At 72.9% G+C, this 23154-nt stretch carries 20 protein-coding genes; 16 read left to right on the top strand and 4 right to left on the bottom strand.

Going from position 1 to position 23154, the window contains the following annotated elements; translation table 11 throughout:
* Positions 1-8: 8 nt before the first annotated feature.
* From C7S10_RS06785 to C7S10_RS06855, 15 genes are all read left to right on the top strand, one after another.
* Positions 9-311, top strand: a complete 303-nt coding sequence (locus C7S10_RS06785) for a hypothetical protein (RefSeq protein WP_108343649.1) — start codon at positions 9-11, stop codon at positions 309-311.
* Positions 312-320: 9 nt separating this feature from the next.
* Positions 321-1595, top strand: coding sequence for a DUF6986 family protein (locus C7S10_RS06790; RefSeq protein ID WP_108343650.1), 1275 nt, complete (start codon positions 321-323; stop codon positions 1593-1595).
* A gap of 3 nt (positions 1596-1598) precedes the next feature.
* The gene (gene pucL, locus C7S10_RS06795) at positions 1599-2453 is read left to right on the top strand and encodes a factor-independent urate hydroxylase (RefSeq protein ID WP_108343651.1); all 855 of its coding nucleotides are present in this window, start codon (positions 1599-1601) and stop codon (positions 2451-2453) included.
* Positions 2453-2917, top strand: a complete 465-nt coding sequence (gene uraD / locus C7S10_RS06800; protein WP_108343652.1) for a 2-oxo-4-hydroxy-4-carboxy-5-ureidoimidazoline decarboxylase — start codon at positions 2453-2455, stop codon at positions 2915-2917. The genes pucL and uraD overlap by 1 nt, the downstream gene beginning before the upstream one ends.
* Positions 2917-3219 carry a hydroxyisourate hydrolase gene (uraH, locus tag C7S10_RS06805; RefSeq protein ID WP_108343653.1) on the top strand — a complete coding sequence of 101 codons (303 nt, stop codon included), beginning with the start codon at positions 2917-2919 and terminating at the stop codon, positions 3217-3219. The genes uraD and uraH overlap by 1 nt, the downstream gene beginning before the upstream one ends.
* Positions 3209-4543 (top strand): allantoinase AllB, encoded by a 1335-nt coding sequence (gene allB / locus C7S10_RS06810; protein WP_108343654.1) that lies wholly within the window; start codon positions 3209-3211, stop codon positions 4541-4543. The genes uraH and allB overlap by 11 nt, the downstream gene beginning before the upstream one ends.
* Positions 4540-5364: a bifunctional allantoicase/(S)-ureidoglycine aminohydrolase gene (locus C7S10_RS06815; RefSeq protein WP_108343655.1), complete on the top strand. Its 825-nt coding sequence runs from the start codon at positions 4540-4542 to the stop codon at positions 5362-5364. The genes allB and C7S10_RS06815 overlap by 4 nt, the downstream gene beginning before the upstream one ends.
* A gap of 110 nt (positions 5365-5474) precedes the next feature.
* Positions 5475-6833 (top strand): xanthine dehydrogenase small subunit, encoded by a 1359-nt coding sequence (locus C7S10_RS06820; RefSeq protein WP_108343656.1) that lies wholly within the window; start codon positions 5475-5477, stop codon positions 6831-6833.
* The gene (locus C7S10_RS06825; protein WP_108343657.1) at positions 6830-9175 is read left to right on the top strand and encodes a xanthine dehydrogenase molybdopterin binding subunit; all 2346 of its coding nucleotides are present in this window, start codon (positions 6830-6832) and stop codon (positions 9173-9175) included. Before C7S10_RS06820 ends, C7S10_RS06825 begins: the two co-directional genes overlap by 4 nt.
* Position 9176: 1 nt before the next feature.
* Positions 9177-9974 (top strand): xanthine dehydrogenase accessory protein XdhC, encoded by a 798-nt coding sequence (gene xdhC / locus C7S10_RS06830; protein ID WP_108343658.1) that lies wholly within the window; start codon positions 9177-9179, stop codon positions 9972-9974.
* The gene (locus tag C7S10_RS06835; RefSeq protein WP_108343659.1) at positions 9971-11314 is read left to right on the top strand and encodes a guanine deaminase; all 1344 of its coding nucleotides are present in this window, start codon (positions 9971-9973) and stop codon (positions 11312-11314) included. The genes xdhC and C7S10_RS06835 overlap by 4 nt, the downstream gene beginning before the upstream one ends.
* 163 nt (positions 11315-11477) lie before the next feature.
* Positions 11478-12578, top strand: coding sequence for a sugar ABC transporter substrate-binding protein (locus C7S10_RS06840; protein ID WP_108343660.1), 1101 nt, complete (start codon positions 11478-11480; stop codon positions 12576-12578).
* 96 nt (positions 12579-12674) lie between these two features.
* Entirely contained in the window at positions 12675-13448 is a 774-nt protein-coding gene (locus tag C7S10_RS06845; RefSeq protein ID WP_108343661.1) for an ATP-binding cassette domain-containing protein, read from the top strand.
* Positions 13449-13467: 19 nt separating this feature from the next.
* Complete coding sequence (locus C7S10_RS06850) at positions 13468-14748, top strand: sugar ABC transporter permease (protein WP_108343662.1); 1281 nt, start codon at positions 13468-13470, stop codon at positions 14746-14748.
* Positions 14749-14757: 9 nt separating this feature from the next.
* A complete protein-coding gene (locus tag C7S10_RS06855; protein WP_108343663.1) occupies positions 14758-15987 on the top strand; it encodes an ROK family transcriptional regulator in 1230 nt (409 codons plus the stop codon).
* Between the two features lie 13 nt (positions 15988-16000).
* Here C7S10_RS06855 and C7S10_RS06860 read toward each other — a convergent pair whose 3' ends face one another.
* From C7S10_RS06860 to xylB, 3 genes are read right to left on the bottom strand one after another with little or no spacing between them, the layout of a single operon-like run.
* Positions 16001-17179, bottom strand: coding sequence for an ROK family transcriptional regulator (locus C7S10_RS06860; protein ID WP_165807072.1), 1179 nt, complete (start codon positions 17177-17179; stop codon positions 16001-16003).
* 2 nt (positions 17180-17181) lie between these two features.
* Positions 17182-18348 (bottom strand): xylose isomerase, encoded by a 1167-nt coding sequence (xylA, locus tag C7S10_RS06865; protein WP_108343665.1) that lies wholly within the window; start codon positions 18346-18348, stop codon positions 17182-17184.
* A gap of 18 nt (positions 18349-18366) precedes the next feature.
* A complete protein-coding gene (gene xylB / locus C7S10_RS06870; protein WP_108343666.1) occupies positions 18367-19755 on the bottom strand; it encodes a xylulokinase in 1389 nt (462 codons plus the stop codon).
* Between the two features lie 85 nt (positions 19756-19840).
* Between xylB and C7S10_RS06875 the strand changes: the two genes are divergently transcribed.
* On the top strand, positions 19841-20551 hold the full coding sequence (locus C7S10_RS06875; RefSeq protein WP_108343667.1) for a type 1 periplasmic-binding domain-containing protein: 711 nt from the start codon (positions 19841-19843) through the stop codon (positions 20549-20551).
* Between the two features lie 42 nt (positions 20552-20593).
* Here the strand turns inward: C7S10_RS06875 and C7S10_RS06880 are convergent, their stop codons facing one another.
* Entirely contained in the window at positions 20594-23089 is a 2496-nt protein-coding gene (locus C7S10_RS06880; protein WP_108343668.1) for a bifunctional FO biosynthesis protein CofGH, read from the bottom strand.
* Positions 23090-23154: the final 65 nt, after the last annotated feature.

The raw sequence follows: 23154 nt of genomic DNA on the forward strand, positions 1-23154 counted from the left end.
GAGCCACCATGTCATCGACCAGCTCCGACAAGCACGCCGCCGGTGTCTTCGACATCCGCAACATCATCGGTGCCCTGATGGGGGTGTACGGCGTCATCCTGGCGCTCGCCGGCCTGTTCGGCGAGCACGAGCCGGAGAAGACGGGCGGGGTGAACGCCAACCTGTGGACCGGGCTGGCGCTGATCGTCGTCGCCGTCGTCTTCATCGGGTGGGCGCGCCTCAAGCCGATCGTCGTCCCCGAGCACGTCGAGGCGCCCGACGACGACCCGACGCGTCCCGGGCCGCAGCGGAAGCGACCGCCGGCGCACTAGTGTCCTGACATGGACAGCCCCGAGCGCCTCGACGACCTGGTCGGCGAGGTGGCTGCGGAGCTCGACCGACGGCTGGTCGAGGTCGACGCCGCGCTCGCCGCGCACTACCCGGGCGAGCGGCCCGGACGTCAGCCCGTACACACGGTCTACGTCCCCGCCGACCGCTTCCACGCCGGCCTGGTCCGCGAGCACGGTGCCGCTGCGCTCCAGTCCGTCACGGACCACGAGGACGTCCTGCTCGACCTGCTCGACGGCGACCGGGCGCTGCTGGACCGGGTGCGCGACAAGCTCGCCCGCGAGCCCGTCGAGGACCTCCGGATCGACTTCGAGGACGGCTACGGCCACCGCGGCGACGACGAGGAGGACCGCGACGCGCGACAGGCGGCGGCCCAGCTGCGGGCCGCGGTCGGCGACGGCGTCCACCCGCCCGGCTCAGGGATCAGGTTCAAGGGCTTCGAGGCACCGACCCGGGCCCGCGGGCTCCGCACGCTGGCGCTGTTCCTGGCCGCGCTCGTCGAGGACGGGCCGCTGCCGACCGGGTTCGTCGTCACGCTGCCCAAGGTGACGGCGGTCGAGCAGGTCGAGGCGCTCGTGCACGCGGCCGACCGGCTCGAGCAGGGCCTGGGCCTCGAGGGCGGTGCGCTGCGCTTCGAGATCCAGGTCGAGACGCCGCAGTCGATCCTCGGTCCCGACGGCACCGCGCTGGTCGCGCGAATGGTGCACGCGTCCGCCGGTCGCTGCACCGGTCTGCACTACGGCACCTACGACTACTCCGCCTTCTGCGGCATCGCCGCCTCCGAGCAGAGCCTCGAGCACCCGGTGGCCGACCACGCGAAGGCGATCATGCAGGCCGCGGCCGCCGGCACCGGCGTGCGGCTCTCGGACGGCTCCACCAACGTGCTGCCCGTCGGCTCGGCGGACGAGGTACGGGCCGCGTGGGCCAACCACCTCCGCCTCGTGCGCCGCTCGCTCGCCCGCGGCTACTACCAGGGCTGGGACCTGCACCCGGCACAGCTGCCGACCCGCTTCGCGGCGACGTTCGGGTTCTACCGCGACGGACTTCCCGCCGCCGCGGCCCGCCTGCGGACCTACGTCGAGCGGCGGGAGTCGGGCGTCCTCGACGAGCCGGCGACCGCTCGGGCACTGGCCGACCACCTGCTGCGCGGCCTCGACTGCGGCGCCTTGTCGCCCGCGGAGGTCGTCGAGGGCACCGGACTCGACGTGGCGCGCCTCGCCGGGCTGGCGCACCGCGGCGCCGACATCGTCACGAGAGAGGGAGGCTGAGGCATGGGCATCGTGCTGGGACCCAACCGCTACGGCAAGGCCGAGTCGAGGGTGGTGCGGATCGTGCGCGACTCGCCGCGCCACGAGATCCGCGACCTCAACGTGTCGTCCGCGCTGCGCGGGGACTTCGCCGCTGCGCACACCGACGGCGACCAGTCGCAGGTGCTGCCGACCGACACCCAGAAGAACACCGCCTTCGCCTTCGCCAAGCGACACGGGGTGTCGTCGCCCGAGGACTACGCCCTCGCGCTGGGACGCCGCCTCCTCGAGGCGACCCCCGCCGCCACCGGAGCGGCGGTCACCGTCGAGGAGTTCGCCTGGGACCGCATCCCGGTCGACGGCGCCGGGCACGACCACGCGTTCGTACGCCGCGGTGGCGAGGTCCGCACCACCAGCGTCGACGTCACCCCGCAGGGCGCGGTCGTCGAGTCCGGCCTCCACGACCTGGTCGTGCTGAAGTCCACCGGCTCGGAGTTCAAGGGCTTCCTCCGCGACGACTACACGACCCTGCCCGACGCCGACGACCGCATCCTGGCGACGGCGCTGCGCGCGGGGTGGCGCTACGCGAGCACGGACGGGATCGACTGGAACGCGACGTACGACGCGGTGCGGTCGCTGCTGCTGGCGACGTTCGCGACGACGTACAGCCGCGCGCTCCAGGAGACGCTCTACGCGATGGGCCGGGCCGTCCTCGAGGCGCACGCCGAGGTCGCGGAGATCTCGTTCGCCGCCCCCAACAAGCACCACTTCCTCGTCGACCTCGCACCCTTCGGGCTGGACAACCCCGGTGAGGTGTTCATCGCGGCCGACCGCCCCTACGGCCTGATCGAGGCGACCGTGACGCGCGAGGACGACTGATGGACCCGACCCGTGAGCAGCTGCTGGTCGCCCTGGACGTGCCGCGCTGGGCCGACGAGGTGGCGGCGGGCGGACCGTACGCCGACCTCGGCGCCATGGAGGCGGCGATGGTCGCCGCCTCCGCGTCGATCACCGACGACGAGCTCGAGCGGGCGCTGGCCCGGCACCCGCGGATCGGCGAGCGGGCCGACGCCGCCCAGCACGACGCGGCGCACTCCAGCCGGGAGCAGGCGGGCGTGGACGCCGCCGACGCCGACCTGGCCCGCCTGCTGGCGGAGGGCAATCGCGCCTACGAGGAGCGCTTCGGGCGCGTGTTCATCGTCCGGGCCGCCGGTCGCAGCGGCGAGGACGTCCTCGAGCACCTCGCGCGCCGGCTGGAGAACACCGACGAGCAGGAGCGGGCCGCGACCGTCGACCAGCTGACCCAGATCGCCGTCCTGCGCATGAGGGAGGCGCTGTCCTGATGGCCACGCTGAGCACCCACGTCCTCGACACCGCCGCCGGCCGCCCGGCCGCCGGCGTCGACGTCGTCCTCGAGTCCGCCGACGGCGCGGTCCTCGCCTCCGGCACCACCGACGCCGACGGACGCGTCGGTGCCCTCGGGGAGGACCTGGCGCCCGGCGTGCACCGGCTCCGATTCACGACCGCGGCGCACTCGCCGTTCTACCCCGAGGTGGTCGTGGCCTTCGTCGTCGGCGACGACGACCACTACCACGTGCCGCTGCTGCTCAGCCCCTTCGGCTACTCCACCTACCGTGGCAGCTGAGGTCCTGCTCCGTGCCGGTCGCGCGGTCGTGGCGGGGGTGGAGCGTCCGGCGTCCGTCCGGGTCCGCGACGGGGTGGTCGTCGAGATCGGCCCGGTCGACGCGCAGGCCGACGGCGCCGCCGAGGTGGTGCTGGCCGACGACGAGGTGCTGCTCCCCGGCCTGGTGGACACCCACGTCCACGTCAACGAGCCGGGTCGCACCGAGTGGGAGGGGTTCGCGAGCGCGACGCGCGCGGCGGCCGCCGGCGGCGTGACCACGATCGTCGACATGCCGCTCAACAGCATCCCGCCGACCACCACGGTCGCCGCGCTGGAGGAGAAGCGGACCGTGGCGCGGGACCAGGCGTGGGTCGACGTCGGCTTCTGGGGTGGCGCGGTCCCGGGCAACACCTCCGACCTCGCCGGCCTGCACGACGCCGGCGTGTTCGGGTTCAAGTGCTTCCTGCTCGACTCGGGCGTCGAGGAGTTCCCCCACCTGACCGCCCCCGACTTCGCGACCGCCATGGCCGAGACCGCGCGGCTGGATGCGCTGATGATCGTCCACGCCGAGGACGGCGCCGAGATCGCGGAGTGCGTGCACGGTGCGGCGTACGACGGTTTCCTCGCCAGCCGTCCGGACGTCGCGGAGCAGCGCGCCATCGACCTGGTCCTCGACACGGCCCGCGCGACGGGCGGCCGCGCCCACGTCGTCCACCTCAGCGCCGCCGCCGCCGTGCCCGCGCTGCGCGCCGCCCGCCGCGACGGCGTCGACGTGTCGGTCGAGACCTGCCCGCACTACCTGACCTTCGAGGCGGACGGGATCCCGGACGGTGCCACCGAGCTGAAGTGCTGCCCGCCGATCCGGGGCGGCGCCAACCGCGACGCGCTGTGGCGCGCGCTGACCGACGGCGACATCGACCTCGTGGTCACCGACCACTCCCCGTGCACGGCCGACCTCAAGCGCGCCGACACCGGTGACTTCGCCGACGCGTGGGGCGGGATCGCCTCGCTCCAGCTCGGGCTGCCCGCCGTGTGGACGGGCGCGCGCGAGCGCGGGATCCCGCTGACCGACGTCGTGCGGTGGATGGCCGAGGCCCCGGCGCGCCGCGTCGGTGCGGTCGGCAAGGGCCGGATCGAGGTCGGGGCGGCCGCCGACCTGTGCGTGTTCGCGCCCGACGAGACCTGGGTCGTCGACCCGGCCCGGCTGCACCACAAGAACCCGGTCTCGGCCTACGCCGGGCGTACGCTCACCGGCACCGTGCGGTCCACGTGGCTGCGCGGACGACCGGTCGACCTGTCGGCCGAGCCGCGCGGACGACTGCTGCGAAGGGGAGACATCTCGTGACGTACTGGGTCCCTCCCGGCGGGCTGCCGCCGCAGACCGACCTGACCACCGGGCAGTCCGGGCGCGCGGTCTTCACCGAGGCCTACGCCGTGCTGCCCCGCGGCACCATGAGCGACATCGTCACCAGTCGGCTGCCGCACTGGACCGACACCCGGCTGTGGGTGATCGCCCGGCCGCTGTCCGGCTTCGCCGAGACCTTCTCGTGGTACGTCGCGGAGGTCGCGCCCGGAGGAGGGTCGCAGCGACCCGACGACGACCCGGACGCCGAGGCCGTGCTCCTGGTCGTGGGCGGTGCCGCGACGCTGGCCGTCGACGGCACCGAGCGCGCACTCCGGCCCGGGAGCTATGCCTTCGTCCCGCCCGGGACGCCGTGGACGCTGCGCAACGACGGCGACGAGGCGGCGACCTTCCACTGGATCCGCAAGGCCTACGAGCGGGTCGACGGCGTCGAGGTCCCCGCCGCCTTCGTCGTCCACGAGGACGACGTGGCGATCGAGCCGATGCCCGACACCGACGGTGCCTGGGGGACGCAGCGCTTCGTCGACCCCCTCGACGTCCGCCACGACATGCACGTCAACATCGTCACGTTCGAGCCGGGCGGGGCGATCCCGTTCCCGGAGACGCACGTGATGGAGCACGGGCTCTACGTCCTCGAGGGGAAGGCGGTCTACCTGCTCAACCAGGACTGGGTCGAGGTGCAGGAGGGCGACTTCATGTGGCTGCGCGCCTTCTGCCCGCAGGCCTGCTACGCCGGCGGGCCGGGCCGCTTCCGCTACCTGCTCTACAAGGACGTCAACCGTCATCCGCGCCTGACGATGTGAGCCCCGTCACGTAGGATGGGCGACGGCAGGTCGTCGTTCGGCATGGACAACCGGCGACCCGTGACTCCCACAACCATGCGATCACGACCGTGCGATCGAGGGGGAGGACCGTGCCCGAGCACCAGATCACCGTCAACGGGCAGCCGCGTGCGCTGTCCGGGGTGCCCGCCCACACCAATGCGCTCGACTTCCTGCGCGGGATCGAGCTGACCGGCGCGAAAGAGGGCTGCGCCGAGGGGGAGTGCGGCGCCTGCGCCGTCCTGGTCTGCCGCCCCGCCGGCGACGGCAGCCGCTGGACCGCCGTCAACTCCTGCCTGGTCCCGGCCGAGGCGCTGGCGGGCCAGGAGGTGGTGACGTCCGAGGGACTCGGCACCCCCGACCACCTGCACCCCGTGCAGGCCGAGATGGCCCGGGCCGGCGGGTCGCAGTGCGGCTACTGCACCCCCGGCTTCGTGTGCTCGATGGCCGCGGAGTTCTACCGCCCCGACCGGCCCGACCGGCCCGACGGGTTCGACGTGGAGGCCGTGAGCGGCAACCTGTGCCGCTGCACCGGCTACCGACCGATCCGCGACGCGGCGCTCGCCCTCGGCTCGCCCGCCGCCGGTGACGCGCTGGCCGAGCGGCAGCAGCGTTCCGCACCGTCCGCGGTCGGTCGCCCGGCCGACCTCGCGGAGGCGCTCACGCTGCTGCGCGAGCATCCCGACGCCACGGTCGTCGCCGGGTCCACCGACCTCGGCGTCGAGGTCAACCTGCGCGGGCGGCGATCGCCGTACGCCGTGTACGTCGATCGCGTGCCCGAGCTCCGCACGCTGAGCACCGGCGAGGTGATCGAGATCGGCGCGGGACTGGCGCTGAGCGAGGTCGAGGAGGGACTCGGCGGGGCCGTCCCGCTGCTCGACCTCGTGTGGCCGCTCTTCGCGTCGCCGCTGATCCGCAACGGCGCCACCATCGGCGGCAACCTCGGCACCGCATCGCCCATCGGCGACCTGCCGCCGGCCCTGCTCGCCCTGGAGGCCAGCGTCGTCGCCGCGTCCCCGGACGGCGAGCGCGAGGTGGCGCTGGCGGACTGGTTCAGCGGCTACCGCGAGACCGAGCTGCGTCCCGGCGAGCTGATCCGGGCGGTGCGGATCCCGCGCCCGCTCGCGGGCCTGACTGCCTTCCACAAGATCGCCAAGCGCCGCGCCGACGACATCTCGAGCGTCGCGATCGGCTTCGCCCTCGACGTCGAGGACGGGGTGGTGACCCGGGCGCGCATCGGGCTCGGCGGGGTGGCCGCGACGCCGATCCGCGCGCTCGCCACGGAGGCGGCGCTGGAGGGTCGCCCCTGGACCTCGGAGACGATCGAGGCCGCAGCGCTCGTGATGCGCGACGAGGGCAGCCCGCTCGACGACCACCGGGCGAGCGCGGCCTACCGGTCGGCGATGCTGGGCAACGCGCTGCGCCGGCTCTGGGCGGAGATGGGCGCATGAGCGTCGGCGAGGCACTGCCCCACGAGAGCGCAGCCCTGCACGTCACCGGGCAGGCGCTCTACACCGACGACCTCGTGCACCGCACCCGCCGCGTGCTGCACGCCCACCCCGTCTGCTCGCCGCACGCGCACGCCCGGGTGCTGCGGCTCGACCCCGCGGCCGCGCTCGAGGTGCCCGGCGTGGTGCGGGTGCTCACCGCGGACGACGTCCCCGGCACCAACGACGCCGGGGTCAAGCACGACGAGCCGCTGTTCCCCGAGATCGTCATGTTCGTCGGGCACGCGGTGTGCTGGGTGCTCGGCGAGACCCTCGAGGCCGCCCGGCTCGGCGCTGCCGCCGTGGAGGTCGACTACGAGCCGTTGCCCTCGATCGTCGCGCTGACCGAGGCGATCGAGGCCGAGAGCTTCCAGGGTGGACAGCCCGTGGTCACGCGCGGCGATGTCGAGCTGGGCCTCGCGGGAGCGACCCACGTCTTCAGCGGCACGACCGAGATGGCCGGTCAGGAGCACTTCTACCTCGAGACCCACGCGTCGCTCGCGCTGGTCGACGAGGGCGGCCAGGTGTTCGTGCACAGCAGCACCCAACACCCCACCGAGACGCAGGAGATCGTGGCGCACGTGCTCGGGCGGCAGTCCCACGAGGTCACCGTGCAGTGCCTGCGGATGGGCGGCGGCTTCGGCGGCAAGGAGATGCAGCCGCACGGCTTCGCCGCGGTCGCCGCCCTGGGCGCCACGCTGACCGGTCGCCCCGTGCGGCTGCGGCTCGACCGCACCCACGACATGACGATGACCGGCAAACGCCACGGATTCCACGCCCAGTGGCGCGTCGGCTTCGACGACGACGGCAAGCTCACCGCGCTCGAAGCGACGCTCACCTCCGACGGCGGCTGGAGCCTCGACCTCAGCGAGCCGGTGCTGGCCCGCGCGCTGTGCCACGTCGACAACGCCTACTGGATCCCGCACGTCCGCGTCGCCGGACGGGTCGCACACACGCACAAGACCTCGCAGACCGCGTTCCGTGGGTTCGGTGGGCCACAAGGGATGCTGGTGATCGAGGACGTCCTCGGCCGCTGCGCCCCGCTCCTCGGCCTCGACCCGGTCGAGCTGCGTCGCCGCAACTTCTACGTCGACGGGCAGGCGACTCCGTACGGCCAGGTCGTCCGCCATCCCGAGCGCGTGGTCGCCGCGTGGGAGCAGGTGCTCGAGACCGGTGACGTCGCGCGCCGTCGTCGCGAGGTGGCGGACTTCAACGCCGCCCACGAGCACGCGAAGCGCGCACTTGCGGTGACGCCGCTGAAGTTCGGGATCTCGTTCAACTTCACCGCGTTCAACCAGGCCGGTGCGCTGGTGCACGTCTACAAGGACGGCTCCGTGCTGATCAACCACGGCGGCACCGAGATGGGCCAGGGGTTGCACACGAAGATGCTCCAGGTGGCGGCGACCGGCCTCGGCGTCCCGATGGAGCGAGTGCGCCTCGCGCCGACCCGGACGGACAAGGTGCCCAACACGTCCGCGACGGCAGCCAGCTCGAGCGCCGACCTCAACGGTGGTGCGGTCAAGGACGCGTGCGACCAGATCCTGGCGCGGCTGCGCGAGGTCGACGCCGGGCGCGGCCTTCCGTGGGACGAGCTCGTGCGCGAGGCGTACTTCGGCCGGGTGCAGCTGTGGGCGGCCGGCTTCTACCGCACGGAGGGCATCCACTGGGACTCGGCGATGATGCAGGGCCACCCGTTCAAGTACTTCGCCTACGGCGTCGCCGCCGCGGAGGTCGAGGTCGACGGGTTCACCGGCACCTACACCACCCGCCGGGTCGACATCGTGCAGGACGCCGGAGACAGCCTGTCGCCGTTGGTCGACCTCGGGCAGGTCGAGGGCGGGTTCGTGCAGGGCATGGGGTGGCTGACGCTGGAGGACCTGCGCTGGGACGAGTCCGACGGGAAGGGCCGCGGACGGCTGACGACCCAGTCCGCCAGCACCTACAAGCTGCCCAGCCTCAGCGAGCTGCCGGACGAGCTCAACGTCGCGCTGCTCGAGCACGCCCACGAGGACGGGGTGGTCCACGGCTCCAAGGCCGTCGGCGAACCGCCCCTGATGCTGGCCTTCTCGGTGCGTGAAGCTCTCCGCGAGGCAGCCGCGGCCTTCGGTCCTCCGGGCATCAGCGTCGACCTGCCCTCGCCCGCCACCCCTGAGGCCGTGTTCTGGGCCGTGGAGCGGGCGCGCACCTCCGGCGAGCACCACCTCGCGGTCGGCCTGCCGGGTGTCGTGCCCGACCGCAAGGACCCCGACGCACCGTCCCTGCACCCGGCGTCCGAGCAGCCGGCCACCGCCCCCACGGGAGCCTGACGTGCACTGGATCTCTGCCGTGGAGCGGCTCCGGCGCGACAGGGTCGCCGGCGTCCTGGTCACCGTCGTCGAGGTCCGTGGCCACGCGCCGCGCGACGCGGGCGCCAAGATGGTCGTCTCGGCGACCGACGTGTGGGGGAGCGTCGGCGGCGGCAACCTCGAGGAGACGGCGATCGACCGGGCCCGTGGCCTGTTGGCGTCGGCCGCCTCGGGGCCGAAGCAGCTGACGCTCGGACTCACCGACAAGGCCCGCACCGAGCACGGCCGCCAGTGCTGCGGCGGCGAGGTGACCGTGCTGCTCGAGCCGCTGCCCGTCGTGCCCGCCGTGGCGATCTTCGGGGTCGGCCACGTCGGGCTCGAGCTGGCCCGCATCCTGGCCCGCCACGACCTCGACCTGCACCTCGTCGACTCGCGGTCGTCCCAGCTCACGGCCGAGCGGCTGGCGTGCCTCGACGACGCGCTCGGCGGCGTACGCGTGCACCGGTCGCCGGTGCCCGAGCTGGCCCTGGGCGCCGTCCCGCGCGGGACGCACGTGCTGGTGATGACGCACGACCACGCCGAGGACTTCGCGATCTGCGACGCCGCGCTGCGCTGCCACCACCTCGGCAGCATCGGCCTGATCGGCTCCGCGGCCAAGTGGGCGCGGTTCCGCACCGGGCTGCGGGTCGAGGGCCACGACGAGGAGGCGATCGGCCGGATCCGCAGCCCCATCGGCGACCTGGCCGTCGTGGGCAAGGAGCCCGCGGTGATCGCGCTGTCGGTGGCTGCCGACCTGCTCCGCACCCGCGTGACCGCATGAGCACCTCCCTGCTCTACCGCGCCCGCGCCTACGACACCCCCCACGATCCGTTCACCGAGGCGGCGACCGAGCCCGGCTTCCGCTACGACGACGACCTCGGCCTGGTCGTCTCCGACGACGGCGTGATCACCGCACGCGGCCCGTTCTCCGCCGTGGCGCCGGCTCACCCCGACGCGGCGGTGATCGACCTGCGGGCCGGCATCCTGCTGCCCGGGCTGGTCGACACGCACGTCCACTTCCCGCAGGTGCGGGTGATCGGCGCGCTGGGCATGCCGCTGCTGGAATGGCTGGAGAAGTGCGCCCTGCCCGAGGAGCAGCACCTCGCCTCGCGCGCCTACGCCGAGACGATCGCGAACGAGTTCGTGGCCGGCCTGATCGCCGCGGGTACGACGACGTCGCTGGTCTTCGGCTCCCACTACGCCTCGGCCGTCGACGCACTCTTCGCCGAGGCCGCGCGCTTCGGTCTGCGGGTGACCAGCGGTCTGGTCGTCAGCGACCGGATGCTGCCCGAGCCGCTCCTGACCACGCCCGAGCGAGCGCACGCGGAGGCGATGGAGCTGGCGTCGCGCTGGCACGGCACCGGCCGCGCGCGCTACGCCGTGACGCCCCGCTTCTCGCTCTCGGCGTCCGACCCGGTGCTGGCCGCCTGCGCCGCCGTGATGGCCGACCTCGACGGCGCGTTCTTCACCTCGCACGTCAACGAGAACCCCGCCGAGGTCACCACCGTCGCCGGGCAGTTCCCCGACCGCTCCGACTACTGCGACACCTACGACCACCACGGCCTCCTCGACGCCCGGGCCGTGCTGGCGCACAACGTCCACCCGACGGGCGCCGAGCTGGAGGTGCTCGCTGCGCGGCGTACGGCGATCGCGCACTGCCCCAGCAGCAACTCGGCGCTCGGCTCCGGGCTCTTCCCGCTCCGGGAGCACGTGGCGGCCGGGGTGCCCGTGGCGCTGGGGTGCGACGTCGGGGCCGGGACCGGCTTCTCGCTGTTCAAGGAGGGGCTCCAGGCCTACTTCGTGCAGCGGCTCCTGGGGCCGGTCGGGCTCCCGCTCGCGCCGGCGCACCTGCTCCACCTGAGCACGTCGGCCGGAGCCGCAGCCCTCGGGCTCTCGGACGTGATCGGCGACTTCGAGGTGGGCAAGGACTTCGACGCGATCTGCCTGCGGCCGCCCGCCGGCACCGCCCTCGACATCGGGCTCCGGCACGCGGGCTCGCCCGACGAGGCGCTGGGCAAGGTCTTCGCCCTGGCCGGCGACGCAGACGTCGCCGACGTGTGGGTCGGCGGCGTGCAGATCGCCTCGGGCGGGTTCGTCCGCGCCCTGCGTCCCGGTCGCTGACCGGTCCGGACCGGTTCCCCGATCTGGTAACGAACCGGCAACATTGGCGAGGCGCGTCTGGACGTGACGGGTGTCACTCCATATGTTGTCTCGAACAACATATGCGCGCTGACCCGACGTCCAGACGAGCGGTGCGTGATGAGATCGCTAGGAGGCGGTTCGCGTGAAGCGGAAGCACAGTTTGGTCCTGTTCCCCCTGCTCGGCCTGTCCATGGCACTCACCGCGTGCGGGAGTGACGACGGTGGGTCGGACGACTCGAGCAGCGGCAGCGACAGCGGGAGCAGCGAGGCTGCCGGCAAGATCGGCGTCATCCTGCCCGACACCGAGTCCTCGGTGCGCTGGGAGAGCGCGGACCGCCCGGCCCTCGAGGCGGCCTTCAAGGAGGCCGGTGTCGAGTACGACATCCAGAACGCCGAGGGCGACGCGGAGAAGATGACGCAGATCGCCGACACGATGATCGGCAACGGCGTCACCGTCCTCGCGATCGTCAACCTCGACTCCGAGTCGGGTGCCGCGATCCAGGAGAAGGCCAAGTCGCAGGGCGTGGCCACCATCGACTACGACCGCCTCACCCTCGGTGGCTCGGCGGAGTACTACGTGTCCTTCGACAACACCGTCGTCGGCGAGCTGCAGGGCCAGGGCCTCGCGGACTGCCTCGGCGACAAGGACGCCAACATCGTCTACCTCAATGGCTCGCCCACCGACAACAACGCCACGCTCTTCGCCGAGGGGGCGCACAGCGTCCTCGACGAGATGAGCAACTACAAGGTCGTCGGCGAGCAGGCCGTCCCGGACTGGGACAACGAGGAGGCCGCCACGATCTTCCAGCAGCTCTACACCGCTGCTGACGGCAAGGTCGACGGCGTGCTCGCGGCCAACGACGGTCTCGGCGGCGCGGCCATCAGCATCCTCGAGGGTGCGGGCCAGGACGGGAAGGTCCCGGTCACCGGTCAGGACGCCACCGTCGAGGGCCTGCAGAACGTCCTCGCGGGCACGCAGTGCATGACGGTCTACAAGTCCGCCACGCAGGAGGCCGGCGCGCTGGCCGACACCGCCATCGCGCTCGTCAACGGCGAGGACGCCGAGACCACCGGCACCACGGTCGACTCCTCGGACGACAGCGAGGTCCCCTCGATCCTGCTCGAGCCGCAGGCCATCACCAAGGACAACGTCGGTGACGTGATCGACGACGGTGGCCAGAAGGCCGCCGACGTGTGCGTCGACAAGTTCGCCGACCTGTGCGCCGAGGCCGGCATCTCCTGATCGATCGCACCATCGTGGACGACGCCCGGGCTGCACCTCGGCCCGGGCGTCGTTCCGTCCTATCGCACAACAAATTCTGCTGATCGGAGTAGACCCATGGAACCGCTGCTCGAGCTGCGCGGCGTCAACAAGAGCTTCGGTGTCGTCCACGTCCTGCACGACGTCGACTTCGCCGTCTATCCCGGACAGGTCACCGCCCTCGTCGGCGACAACGGTGCCGGGAAGTCCACGCTGGTGAAGATCATCGCCGGCATCTACGGCCGCGACAGCGGCGACTACTACTTCGACGGGCAGCAGGTCGAGGTCCACGGCCCGCGCGACGTCGCCGGTCTCGGCGTCGAGGTCGTCTACCAGGACCTCGCGCTGTGCGACAACCTCGACATCGTCGAGAACATGTTCCTCGGTCGCGAGGAGACCTCCCGCTTCGGCCTCGACGAGGTCACCATGGAGACGCGCGCCCGCGAGACCCTGTCCTCGCTCTCGGTGCGCACCGTGAAGTCCGTGCGCCAGAGCGTGGCCAGCCTGTCCGGCGGCCAGCGCCAGACCGTGGCGATCGCCAAGGCCGTCCTGTGGAACTCCAAGGTCGTGCTGCTCGACGAGCCCACCGCCGCGCTCGGTGTGGCGCAGACCCGGCAGGTGCTCGACCTCGTCCGGCGGCTCGCCGACCGCGGCCTCGGCGTCGTGCTGATCTCCCACAACATGGGCGACGTCTTCGAGGTCGCCGACCGGATCACCGCCCTCTACCTCGGCCGGGTGGCCGCCGACGTCCCCACCAAGGAAGTCACGCACGGCCAGGTCGTCGAGCTCATCACCGCCGGACGCTCCGGGAACCTCGGCATCGCCGAGAACCCCGCGACCGCGACCGTCTGAGAAGGACCGGAGACACCTCATGAGCACTGACTCAGCCACCCAGCCCTCGGCGGCCCCCGCCTCGAGCGGCTTCGACAACGACAACCAGCAGGCCGCCACCATCGGCGACTCTGCCCGCGACTACCTCAACCGGCTGCGGGGCGGGGACATGGGCTCGCTGCCCGCCATCCTCGGCCTCGTCTTCCTGGTCGTGGTCTTCGCCTCGCTCAACGACCGCTTCCTGACGACCTACAACATGGCCAACCTGGTCGTCCAGGCCGGCTCGATCATCGTCCTGGCCATGGGCATCGTCTTCGTCCTGCTGCTCGGCGAGATCGACCTGTCGGCGGGCGTCGCGGGCGGTGCCTCGGCCACGATCATCGCGCTGATGCTGATCGACTACGACTGGAACTGGGTGCTGGCGACGCTCGCCGGCATCGCCACCGGTGCGGTGATCGGGCTCGCGATAGGCGCCCTGGTGTCGTTCCTGGGCATCCCGTCGTTCGTCGTGACCCTGGCGTTCTTCCTGGCCCTGCAGGCGGTCCCGCTCAAGCTGATCGGCTCCGGCGGGTCGCTGCGCTTCAACGACCCGGTGCTGCGCGGGCTCTCGATCAAGAACGTCCCGATCAGCGTCGGCTGGATCGCCGCGATCCTCATCGTGGTCGGCTTCGCCGGGCTCTCGCTGTGGCGCTACCGCTCGCTGTCGTCGCGCGGCCTGGTCCACCAGCCCATCGGGCTGGTCGTGATCCGCATCGGCGTGCTCGCCGTGATCGTCCTCGGCCTGACCTTCCTGCTCAGCGCCAACCGTGCACCCAACCCCAACCTGTTCAACATCAGCGGCATCCCGTGGGTGCTGCCGGTCGTGGTCGCCCTGTTGTTCTTCTGGACCTTCGTGCTCACCAAGACCCGCTTCGGACGCCACCTCTACGCCGTCGGCGGCAACGCCGAGGCGGCTCGTCGTGCCGGCATCAACGTGCGCCGCATCCGCATCATGGCCTTCGTGATCTGCTCGTCGATGGCCGCGATCAGCGGGCTGCTGGCCGCGTCGTACACGGGCAAGGTGTCGCCGGGCTCCGGTGGCGGCAACGAGCTGCTCTACGCCGTGGGAGCCGCGGTCATCGGCGGCACCAGCCTCTTCGGTGGCCGGGGCCGGGCGATCGACGCCGTCATCGGCGGCGCGGTGATCGCCACGATCCCCAATGGCCTCGGCCTTCTCAACCAGGCGAGCTACATCAACCTGCTCGTCACCGGTGGAGTGCTGCTCCTCGCCGCCAGCGTCGACGCGATCTCGCGCCGTCGTCGCTCGTCGGCCGGTGTCTAGGTCGACCGCATGAGCCCTCAACGGCGCTCGGGCCTGGGCACCAACCAGGAAGCCATCCGGCGCCACAACCTCGGGACCCTGCTGCGGCACGTCCACGGCGCCGGGCAGATCTCCCGCGCCGAGCTCACCACCTTGATGGGACTCAACCGGAGCACGATCGCCGGTCTCGTCGGAGAGCTCGAGTCGCTGGGGATCTCCGAGCGGGCCACCGCGCCCGAGGGCGCCCGGCAGGGAGCCGGGCGCCCCTCGGCCGGGGTCCGGATCGCGCAGGACGGCCCCTACGTCATCGCCGTCGACCTGGGCGTGGACCGCGCGGTCGTCGCCCGGGTCGGCCTCGGCGGGCAGGTGCTGCAGCGGGCGCAGGCGCCCGTGAGCAGCGACGGCGAGGCCTGGCAGGTCGGGGCCGCGGTCGCCGCATTGATCCGGGCCGTCGTCGAGGACGTGCCCGGGTCGTCGTCGCTGGTCGGGATCGGCATCAGCGTCCCCGGCCTGGTGCGCCGCAGCGACGGCCTGGTGCGGCTCGCGCCCAACCTCGAGTGGCACGACGTGTCGTTCGGCGGCATCGTGCTGGCCGCGCTCGGCCTCGACATCCCGGTCTCGATCGCCAACGACGCCGACCTCGGCGCCCTGGCCGAGCACACCCGCGGGGCCGGGGTGGGCGTCGACGACCTGATCTACGTCTCCGGCAACGTCGGCGTCGGTGCCGGCGTCATCGCCGGGGGACACCGGCTCGAGGGAGCCGGGGGGTACGCCGGCGAGGTGGGCCACCTCCGGTTCAACCCGGACGGCCGACCCTGCCACTGCGGCAACCAGGGCTGCTGGGAGACCGAGGTGGGCGCCCACGCCATCGCCGAGGCCATCCAATGCCCGGCAGCGAAGGTCGCCCAGCTCGACGAGGTGCTCGACGGCTTCGACCAGGCCTCCCCGGAGCTGCGCGCGACGGGCACCGCCCTCGGGCAGGGGCTCGCCAGCATCGTCAACTCCTTCAACCCGCAGCTGGTGGTGCTCGGCGGCTACTTCCGCTCGCTCTACCGGCTCGTGTCGACCGAGGTGAACGCCGGCCTCGCCGACCGCGCGCTGCCGGCCCCGCTGGAGTCGGTGACGCTCGCCCTCCCGGGCCTCGGTGCCGACTCGGCCCTGCTCGGGGCCGCGGAGATCGCCCTCGAGCCGCTGTTCGTGGACCCGGTGGCCGCGCTCGGCACCGCCCTCGACGACGTGCAGGCACGGTTGGCCGGCTGAGGGGGGTCGAGGCTCACGCTGTCAGGTCGGTGCTGCCGGAGAAGACCGGGTCGAAGCACTGCTCGGCCGCGCCGAGCGCCGCCGCCTCGATGCCGAGGGTGCTGGGCCGGAGCGCGGGGCGGACCTGCACCTGCGATGCCAACCGCTCGTCGAGCGTGCGGCGCGCGGGCTCCAGCACGAGCTCGCCCAGCGGCGCGAAGTAGCCACCCAGCACGATCACCGTCGGGTCCAGGACGCTGCTGAGCATCGCGATGCCGAGCCCGAGGTCGTGCCCGACCCGCTCCAGTCCTGCGCGCACGCCCCCGTCGGAGGCGGCCCGGTCAGCCACCGCCTCCGCCGTGACGAGCGGGGTGTCGAGCTCGGGCATGCCGACCGCGGCCAGCATCGCCTTCAGCCCGACGGAGGCCTCCCAGCAGCCGCGGCGCCCGCAGCCGCACACGGCGGCCGAATCGCCGACCGGCATGTGCCCGACCTCGCCGGCGAACCCCGCGCCACCACGCACGAGCTCGCCGTCCTGCAGGATCCCGGCTCCGATGCCGACGGTGCCCGTGAGGTAGAGCGCGTGCCTGACGCCCCGGGCGGCGCCGTGGTGCGCCTCGGCGTACGCCGCACAGTTGGCGTCGTTCGTCACCCGCACGTCACCGGCGGGCACGACCTGGGACACCCGGGCGGCGATGTCGTCCCCGTGCGCCTCGAGGTTCGGTGCCCAGGCGACCGTGCGGTTGTCGGCGCGCACGAGGGCCGGCAGCGCGACCGTCGCCCCGACCAGCGCGCGGTCCGGTCCGGAGCAGCCGTCCCACACGGACCGGGCGAGGTCGAGCAGGTCGTCGACCGAGCTCGCCGGACGGGTCTCGCGGACGTGCACCCGCCCCGCGAGGTCCAGGACCACCGCGGCGACGTAGTCCACGTTGAGCTCGAGACCGAGGCCGAGGAAGCGCTCGCCCCGGAGCGCGACCGGGCGACCCGGCCGACCGCGGGCGCCGGGTCGGGAGCCCTGCTCCGCCACGGCACCGGCGGCCTCCAGCGCGGAGACGATGACGCCGACCGTCGCCTTCGCCAGACCGGTGTCCTTGGCCAGCTCGGCCCGCGTGGCGGGACCGAGCCGGCGCAGGGCGCGCAGCACCGACGCGGTGTTCTCCCGGCGCAGGCCCTCGGTACCGGCCGTGGGCCGGTGGGCGGGAGCCGACGGCACGGTCAGCGGACGCCGTACAGGTGCTCGAGAGCCAGCTGGTCGAGGTGCTCGGTGGCCGCGCCGATCGTGGCGAGGGCCTCGGGGTCGGGCAGCTGCCACTCGAGCAGCTGCTTCCAGTCCTCGCCCTCGCCGAGGGTGGGCTGGGCGAGCTCGGGGAGGCGGGCCGCCGCCAGCGCCTCCTGCACCTCGGGGTCGGCGCGGAACGCCTTCACCTTCTCGCGCAGGATGAGGTAGTTGCGCATGTTCGCCGCGGCACTGACCCACACGCCGTCCTCGTCCTCGATGCGCGAGGGCTTGTAGTCGAAGTGCACCGGGCCGTCGTAGCCGCCGGCGAGCAGCACGTCGACGATCCAGAACGCGCCGCGCACGTTGCCGGCGCCGAAGCGCAGGTCCTGGTCGTACTTCGGGCCGTTCTGGCCGTTGAGGTCGATGTGGTAGAGCTTGCCGGCCCACAGCGCCTGGGCGTAGCCCGCGGCGGCGTTCATGCCGGCCATCTCCTCGTGCCCGATCTCCGGGTTGACGCCCACCAGCTCGGGACGCTCGAGCTCGTTGATGAAGGCCAGCGCGTGCCCGATCGTCGGCAGCAGGATGTCGCCGCGCGGCTCGTTGGGCTTGGGCTCGATGGCGAAGCGGAGGTCGTAGCCCTGCTCGGTCACGTAGTCGCCGAGGAGGTCGAAGGCCTCCTTCATGCGGTCCAGCGCGACGGCCGTGTCCTGCGAGGCGCCGTACTCGGCTCCCTCGCGCCCACCCCACGCGACGTAGACCTTCGCGCCGAGCTCGGCGGCGAGGTCGATGTTGCGCATCACCTTGCGCAGCGCGAAGCGACGGATGTCGCGGTTGTTGTTGGTGAACCCGCCGGCCTTGAACACCGGGTGGCTGAAGAGGTTGGTGGTGGCGGTGGTGACCACCAGGCCGGTGTCCTCCAGGCCCTGCTTGAAGCGCGCGATGATCTGGTCGCGTGTGGTGTCGTCGCTGCCGAAGGGGATGACGTCGTCGTCGTGGAAGTTGACGCCGTACGCCCCCAGCTCAGCCAGCTTCTCCAGCGCGTGGACGGTGTCCATCGGCGGGCGGGTCGCGCCGCCGAACGGGTCGACGCCCTGCCAGCCGACGGTCCACAGGCCGAAGGAGAACTTGTCCTCGGGGGACGGGGTGGGAATCTCGATGCTCATGCGGGTGCCTTCCGTGCTTCAGCTGGACCAGGTGGTGGTGCGCTCGCGCAGGTCGGCGTAGACCTCGCGGACGTGGGGGGTGGGGTCGGCCTCGAGGACCGTGGTGTCGGCGGCGGGCCAGGTCGGCGGCTCGGCCGTCCCGGCCAGCGCCCACGCGGCCTGGCGGGCGGCACCGAGTGCGACGTACTCCCCGGCCGGCGGCAGCACCACGGGACAGCCGAGGACGGCCGGCGCCAGGGCGCGCAGCGCGGCGCTCTTCGTGGCGCCGCCGACCATCAGCACGCGGCGCGGCTGGACGCCGGTCGCCGCGACGAGGCGGTCGACGGCGTCGGCGAGCGAGCAGAGCAGGGCCTCGTACGCCGCTCGTGCGAGGTCGGCGCGGGTGGTGTCGGGGGTGAGCCCGGTCCACGTGCCGACGGCGTCGGGGCGGTTGGGGGTGCGTTCGCCGCCGTAGTAGGGGAGCAGCGCCACACCGCCGGACCCCGGCGCCGCCTCGAGGGCCAGCGTGGCGAGGGCGTCGTGGTCGACCCCGAGCCAGCGGGCCTGCAGGTCGAGGATCCCGGCAGCGTTCATCGTGGTGACCATGGGCAGGAAGCCGCCGCTGGCGTCGGCGAAGCCCGTCACGACCCCGGTCCCGTCGGCGACCGGCGTGGTGCTGATCACCGACGCGACGCCCGACGTGCCGACGGACACGAGCACGTCACCGGGCTGGAGCGCCATCCCCAGGGCCGCGCCCATGTTGTCGCCGGTGCCGCCGGCGACGGGGACTCCGGCGGCGGTGGTCCCCCCGGTCTCGCCGGGCGCCACGAGCCGCGGTGTGGCGGCCGGGCGGCCGAGCGCGAGCTCCAGGAGGTCGGGGCGCCACTCGCCCTCGGCGGTGGCGAAGTAGCCCGTGCCGGAGGCGTCGCCGCGGTCGGTGAAGGGCTCGGTGCCGGGAGCGGCGAGGTGCAACGAGACGTAGTCGTGGGGGAGCAGCACGCGGTGCACGCGCGCGGCGTGGTCGGGCTCGTGGTCGCGGAGCCAGCGCAGCTTCGAGGACGTGAACGAGGCGACCAGCACGCTCCCGATGGCGTCGGCGCAGGCCTGCGGGCCGCCCATCTCGTCGATGAGGTCGCGGGCCGCGCCGGCCGAGCGGGTGTCGTTCCACAGGAGGGCGTCACGCACGGGTGCCCCGGTCTCGTCGAGCGCCACCATGCCGTGCTGCTGGCCGCCCACCGACACGGCCGAGGCCCGGTCGAGCAGGCCCTCCACCGCGGTGTCCACCGCCGTCAGCCAGGCGCGGGGGTCGACCTCGGTGCCGGGCGGGTGGGGCGCGGTGCGGGTCTCCACGACCCGGCCGTCGTCGGCGTCCACCAGCACGGCCTTGGTCGACTGGGTGGAGGAGTCGATGCCGACGACGAGAGCCACGTCACTATTAAGTACGAGACTCGAATTAAAGTCAACCCGTCGCCCGGGACGACGCGCGCGCAGTGGTCTGACACCATGCCCCCTGATGCGACGAGTCCTGGCCACCCGGTTCCTGGCCCCCGGCGCGCTGCTGCTCGCGGCTGCGCTGTCGGGCTGCGCGACCGACTCGACGGTGATCGCCGTGCTGGCCGCCGACGACTCGGCGAGCGGCCGGCCGGTCCTCGACGTGGACCGCCTGCGCGAACGTGTCGACGCGATCTGCACCGGCTGCGAGGTCGAGGTGCTCGACGCGGCCGGCGACGCGGGGGAGCAGTCCGACCAGCTCGACCGGGCGCTCGCCGCCGGTGCCGACTTCGTGGTCCTCGACCCGGTCGACGTCGAGCAGGCCGAGGCGCTGGCCCAGCGGGCCGGCGACGTTCCGGTCCTGGCCTACGGCACCCTCGTGCCAGGAGCGGACTGGTTCGTCGGGCTGAGCCAGCAGCCGCCCGCCCCCGACAGCGCCGGCAGCGACCTCGAGGCGGCGCGCGCCGTGATCTCGCGCGACCGGAAGAGCTTCACCCACGTCCCGGCCGCGGCGATGAGCGCGAAGGCCGCGGACGTCGTGGTCGGCGAGCTCGCCGACGAGCCGGTGGGCGAGGCTCAGGACGCGGAGGGCGTGCCGTCGTGGCTCTTCGAGCCCGTCGAGGTGACCGTCAACGACCTCACCACCGTCCTGGTGGCGTCGGGTGCGATCACCCTGGCGGACCTGTGCGAGGGCGACACCGCGAAGCGCTGCACCAGGCTCGGGCTCGTCTGATCCGTTCACCGCGAGGTCTGGGTCGACCTCCGCTACTGACCGTCAGGGCCGGCGGTGGTGCGGACGGCCGTACGTCGTCGTGCGCTCCACCACCGGACGGTCGATGCCCGCCCCGATCTCGACGAGCTCGGCCACCGTCTTGGCCGAGCCGTGCTTGCTGCCGGCCATCCGCGAGATCGTCTCCTCCATCAGCGTGCCCCCGACGTCGTTCGCGCCGGCCCGCAGCATCGCGCGGGTGCCCTCGACCCCGAGCTTGACCCAGCTGGTCTGGATGTGGGGGATGGAGCCGTGGAGCATGATCCGGCCCATCGCGTGCACGGCGAGGTTGTCGCGCAACGTGGGCCCGGGGCGGGCGACCCCGGCGAGGTAGATCGGCGAGCTGGTGTGCACGAAGGGCAGCGGCACGAACTCCGTGAACCCGCCCGTCTCGTCCTGGATCCCGCGCAGCACCCGCAGGTGCTGCACCCAGTGGCGCGGGTTGTCGACGTGGCCGTACATCATGGTCGAGCTCGACCGCAGGCCCACCTGGTGCGCGGTGGTGACGACCTCGATCCACGTCCTGGCGGGGAGCTTGCCCTTGGTCAGCACCCACCGGACCTCGTCGTCGAGGATCTCCGCCGCGGTGCCGGGGATGGTGTCGAGGCCGGCCTCGCGGGCCTTGATCAGGAAGTCCTTGACCGACAGCCCCGTGCGGGCGGCGCCGCTGACGATCTCCATCGGGCTGAAGGCGTGCACGTGCATGTCCGGCACGCGGCGCTTCACCGCGGAGACGAGGTCGAAGTAGGCGCTGGCCGGCAGCTCGGGGTCGATGCCGCCCTGCATGCACACCTCGGTGGCGCCGAGCTCCCACGCCTCCTGCGCGCGGTCGGCCACCTGCTCGAGCGAGAGCGAGAACGCGTCGGCGTCGGACTTGCGCTGCGCGAAGGCGCAGAACCGGCAGCCGACGTAGCAGATGTTGGTGAAGTTGATGTTGCGGTTGACGACGTAGGTGACGTCGTCGCCGACGGTGTCGTGGCGCAGGTCGTCGGCGAGCCGGCAGACCTGCTCCAGCAGGTCACCCTCCGCCGTCATCAGGGCCAGCGCCTGGTCGTCGGTCAGGCCCGCCGGATCGCGCTCGGCTGCGCGCAGGGCGGCGAAGCCCTCGCCGGTCGCGCCGGTCCCGACGGACAGGCCCGCCGCGGTCTCGGCGACGGCCTGCCAGTCGCCGTACACGCTGTCGAAGTCCTCGCGCCGGTCGGCGCTGCGGCCGGTGGTGTCGATGGTGGCGTGCAGGTCGGTGCGACCCGCGCCGTCGAGGGCGGCGTCGGGCTCCTGCCACGGCAGCCCGACGGGGCGTACGCCGCTGCGCGCGAGTCCGTCGGGTCGCGCGAGCGCGTCGATGTGGCCGTCGAGTCGCGGATCGAGCCACGGCGCGCGCTGCCGGACGTAGTGGGGGTGCACCGTCAGGCGCGGCTCGAGCGCGAACCCGGCGTCGGCGGTGACGGCCCGGAGCCGCTCGAGGGAGGGCCACGGCCGCTCGGGGTTGACGTGGTCGGGCGTCAACGGGGACACGCCGCCCCAGTCGTCCACGCCGGCCTCGAGCAACGCCCGGCACTCGGAGGAGTCGACGAGATTGGGCGGGGCCTGGATCCGCATCGCCGGCCCGAGCACGATCCGGGACACGGCGATGGCGGCGCGGTAGTCGGCCAGCGCGAGGTCGTCGGCGTGCCGCATCGCGGTGTCGGGCTTGGCGCGGAAGTTCTGGACGATCACCTCCTGGATCGACCCGTAGAGCCGCGCGACCCTCCGCAGCTCGAAGATCGTCTCCGCGCGCTCGGTGAGCGTCTCGCCGATGCCGACGAGCAGCCCGGTGGTGAAGGGGATCGAGAGGCGGCCCGCGTCCTCGAGCACCCGCGAGCGGATCGCGGGGTCCTTGTCGGGGGACCCGAAGTGGGCCTCGCCCCGCGTCTCGAAGAGCCGCCGCGACGTCGTCTCCAGCATCATGCCCATCGACGGCGAGACCGGCTTGAGCCGGGTCATCTCCTCCCAGCTCATGACGCCGGGGTTGAGGTGCGGCAGCAGTCCGGTCTCCTCGAGCACCCGCACCGCCATGGCACGGACGTAGTCGAGGGTGGAGTCGTAGCCCTGCTCGTCGAGCCACGTCCGGGCCTCGGGCCAGCGGTCCTCGGGCCGGTCGCCGAGCGTGAACAGCGCCTCGAGGCACCCGAGCGCGGCGCCCTCGCGTGCGATGTCGAGGATCTCGTCGGGGGAGAGGTACGGCGAGGCCAGCTTGCCCGGCACCGTCACGAAGGTGCAGTAGTGGCAGCGGTCGCGGCACAGGCGGGTGATCGGGATGAACACCTTGGGCGAGTAGGTCACGACCCCCGGCCGGCCGGCGCGGACGAGTCCCGCGTCGCGGACCCGCGCGGCGACCGCGCAGAGCCTGTCGAGCTCGCCGTCGCGGGCCGCCAGCAGGGCAGTGGACTCCTCGACGTCCAGCGTCGCTCCACGCTCGGCACGTGCCAGGGCCCGGCGGATCTGGGCGGGATTCGGCTCCATGGCCTCATCCTTCCAGCCCGCCGGGCACGCTGCGGTCAACGTCCGATCAACACCGGGCCTGAGAC

The sequence above is a fragment of the Nocardioides currus genome (genome assembly GCF_003057875.1).
Taxonomy (GTDB): domain Bacteria; phylum Actinomycetota; class Actinomycetes; order Propionibacteriales; family Nocardioidaceae; genus Nocardioides; species Nocardioides currus.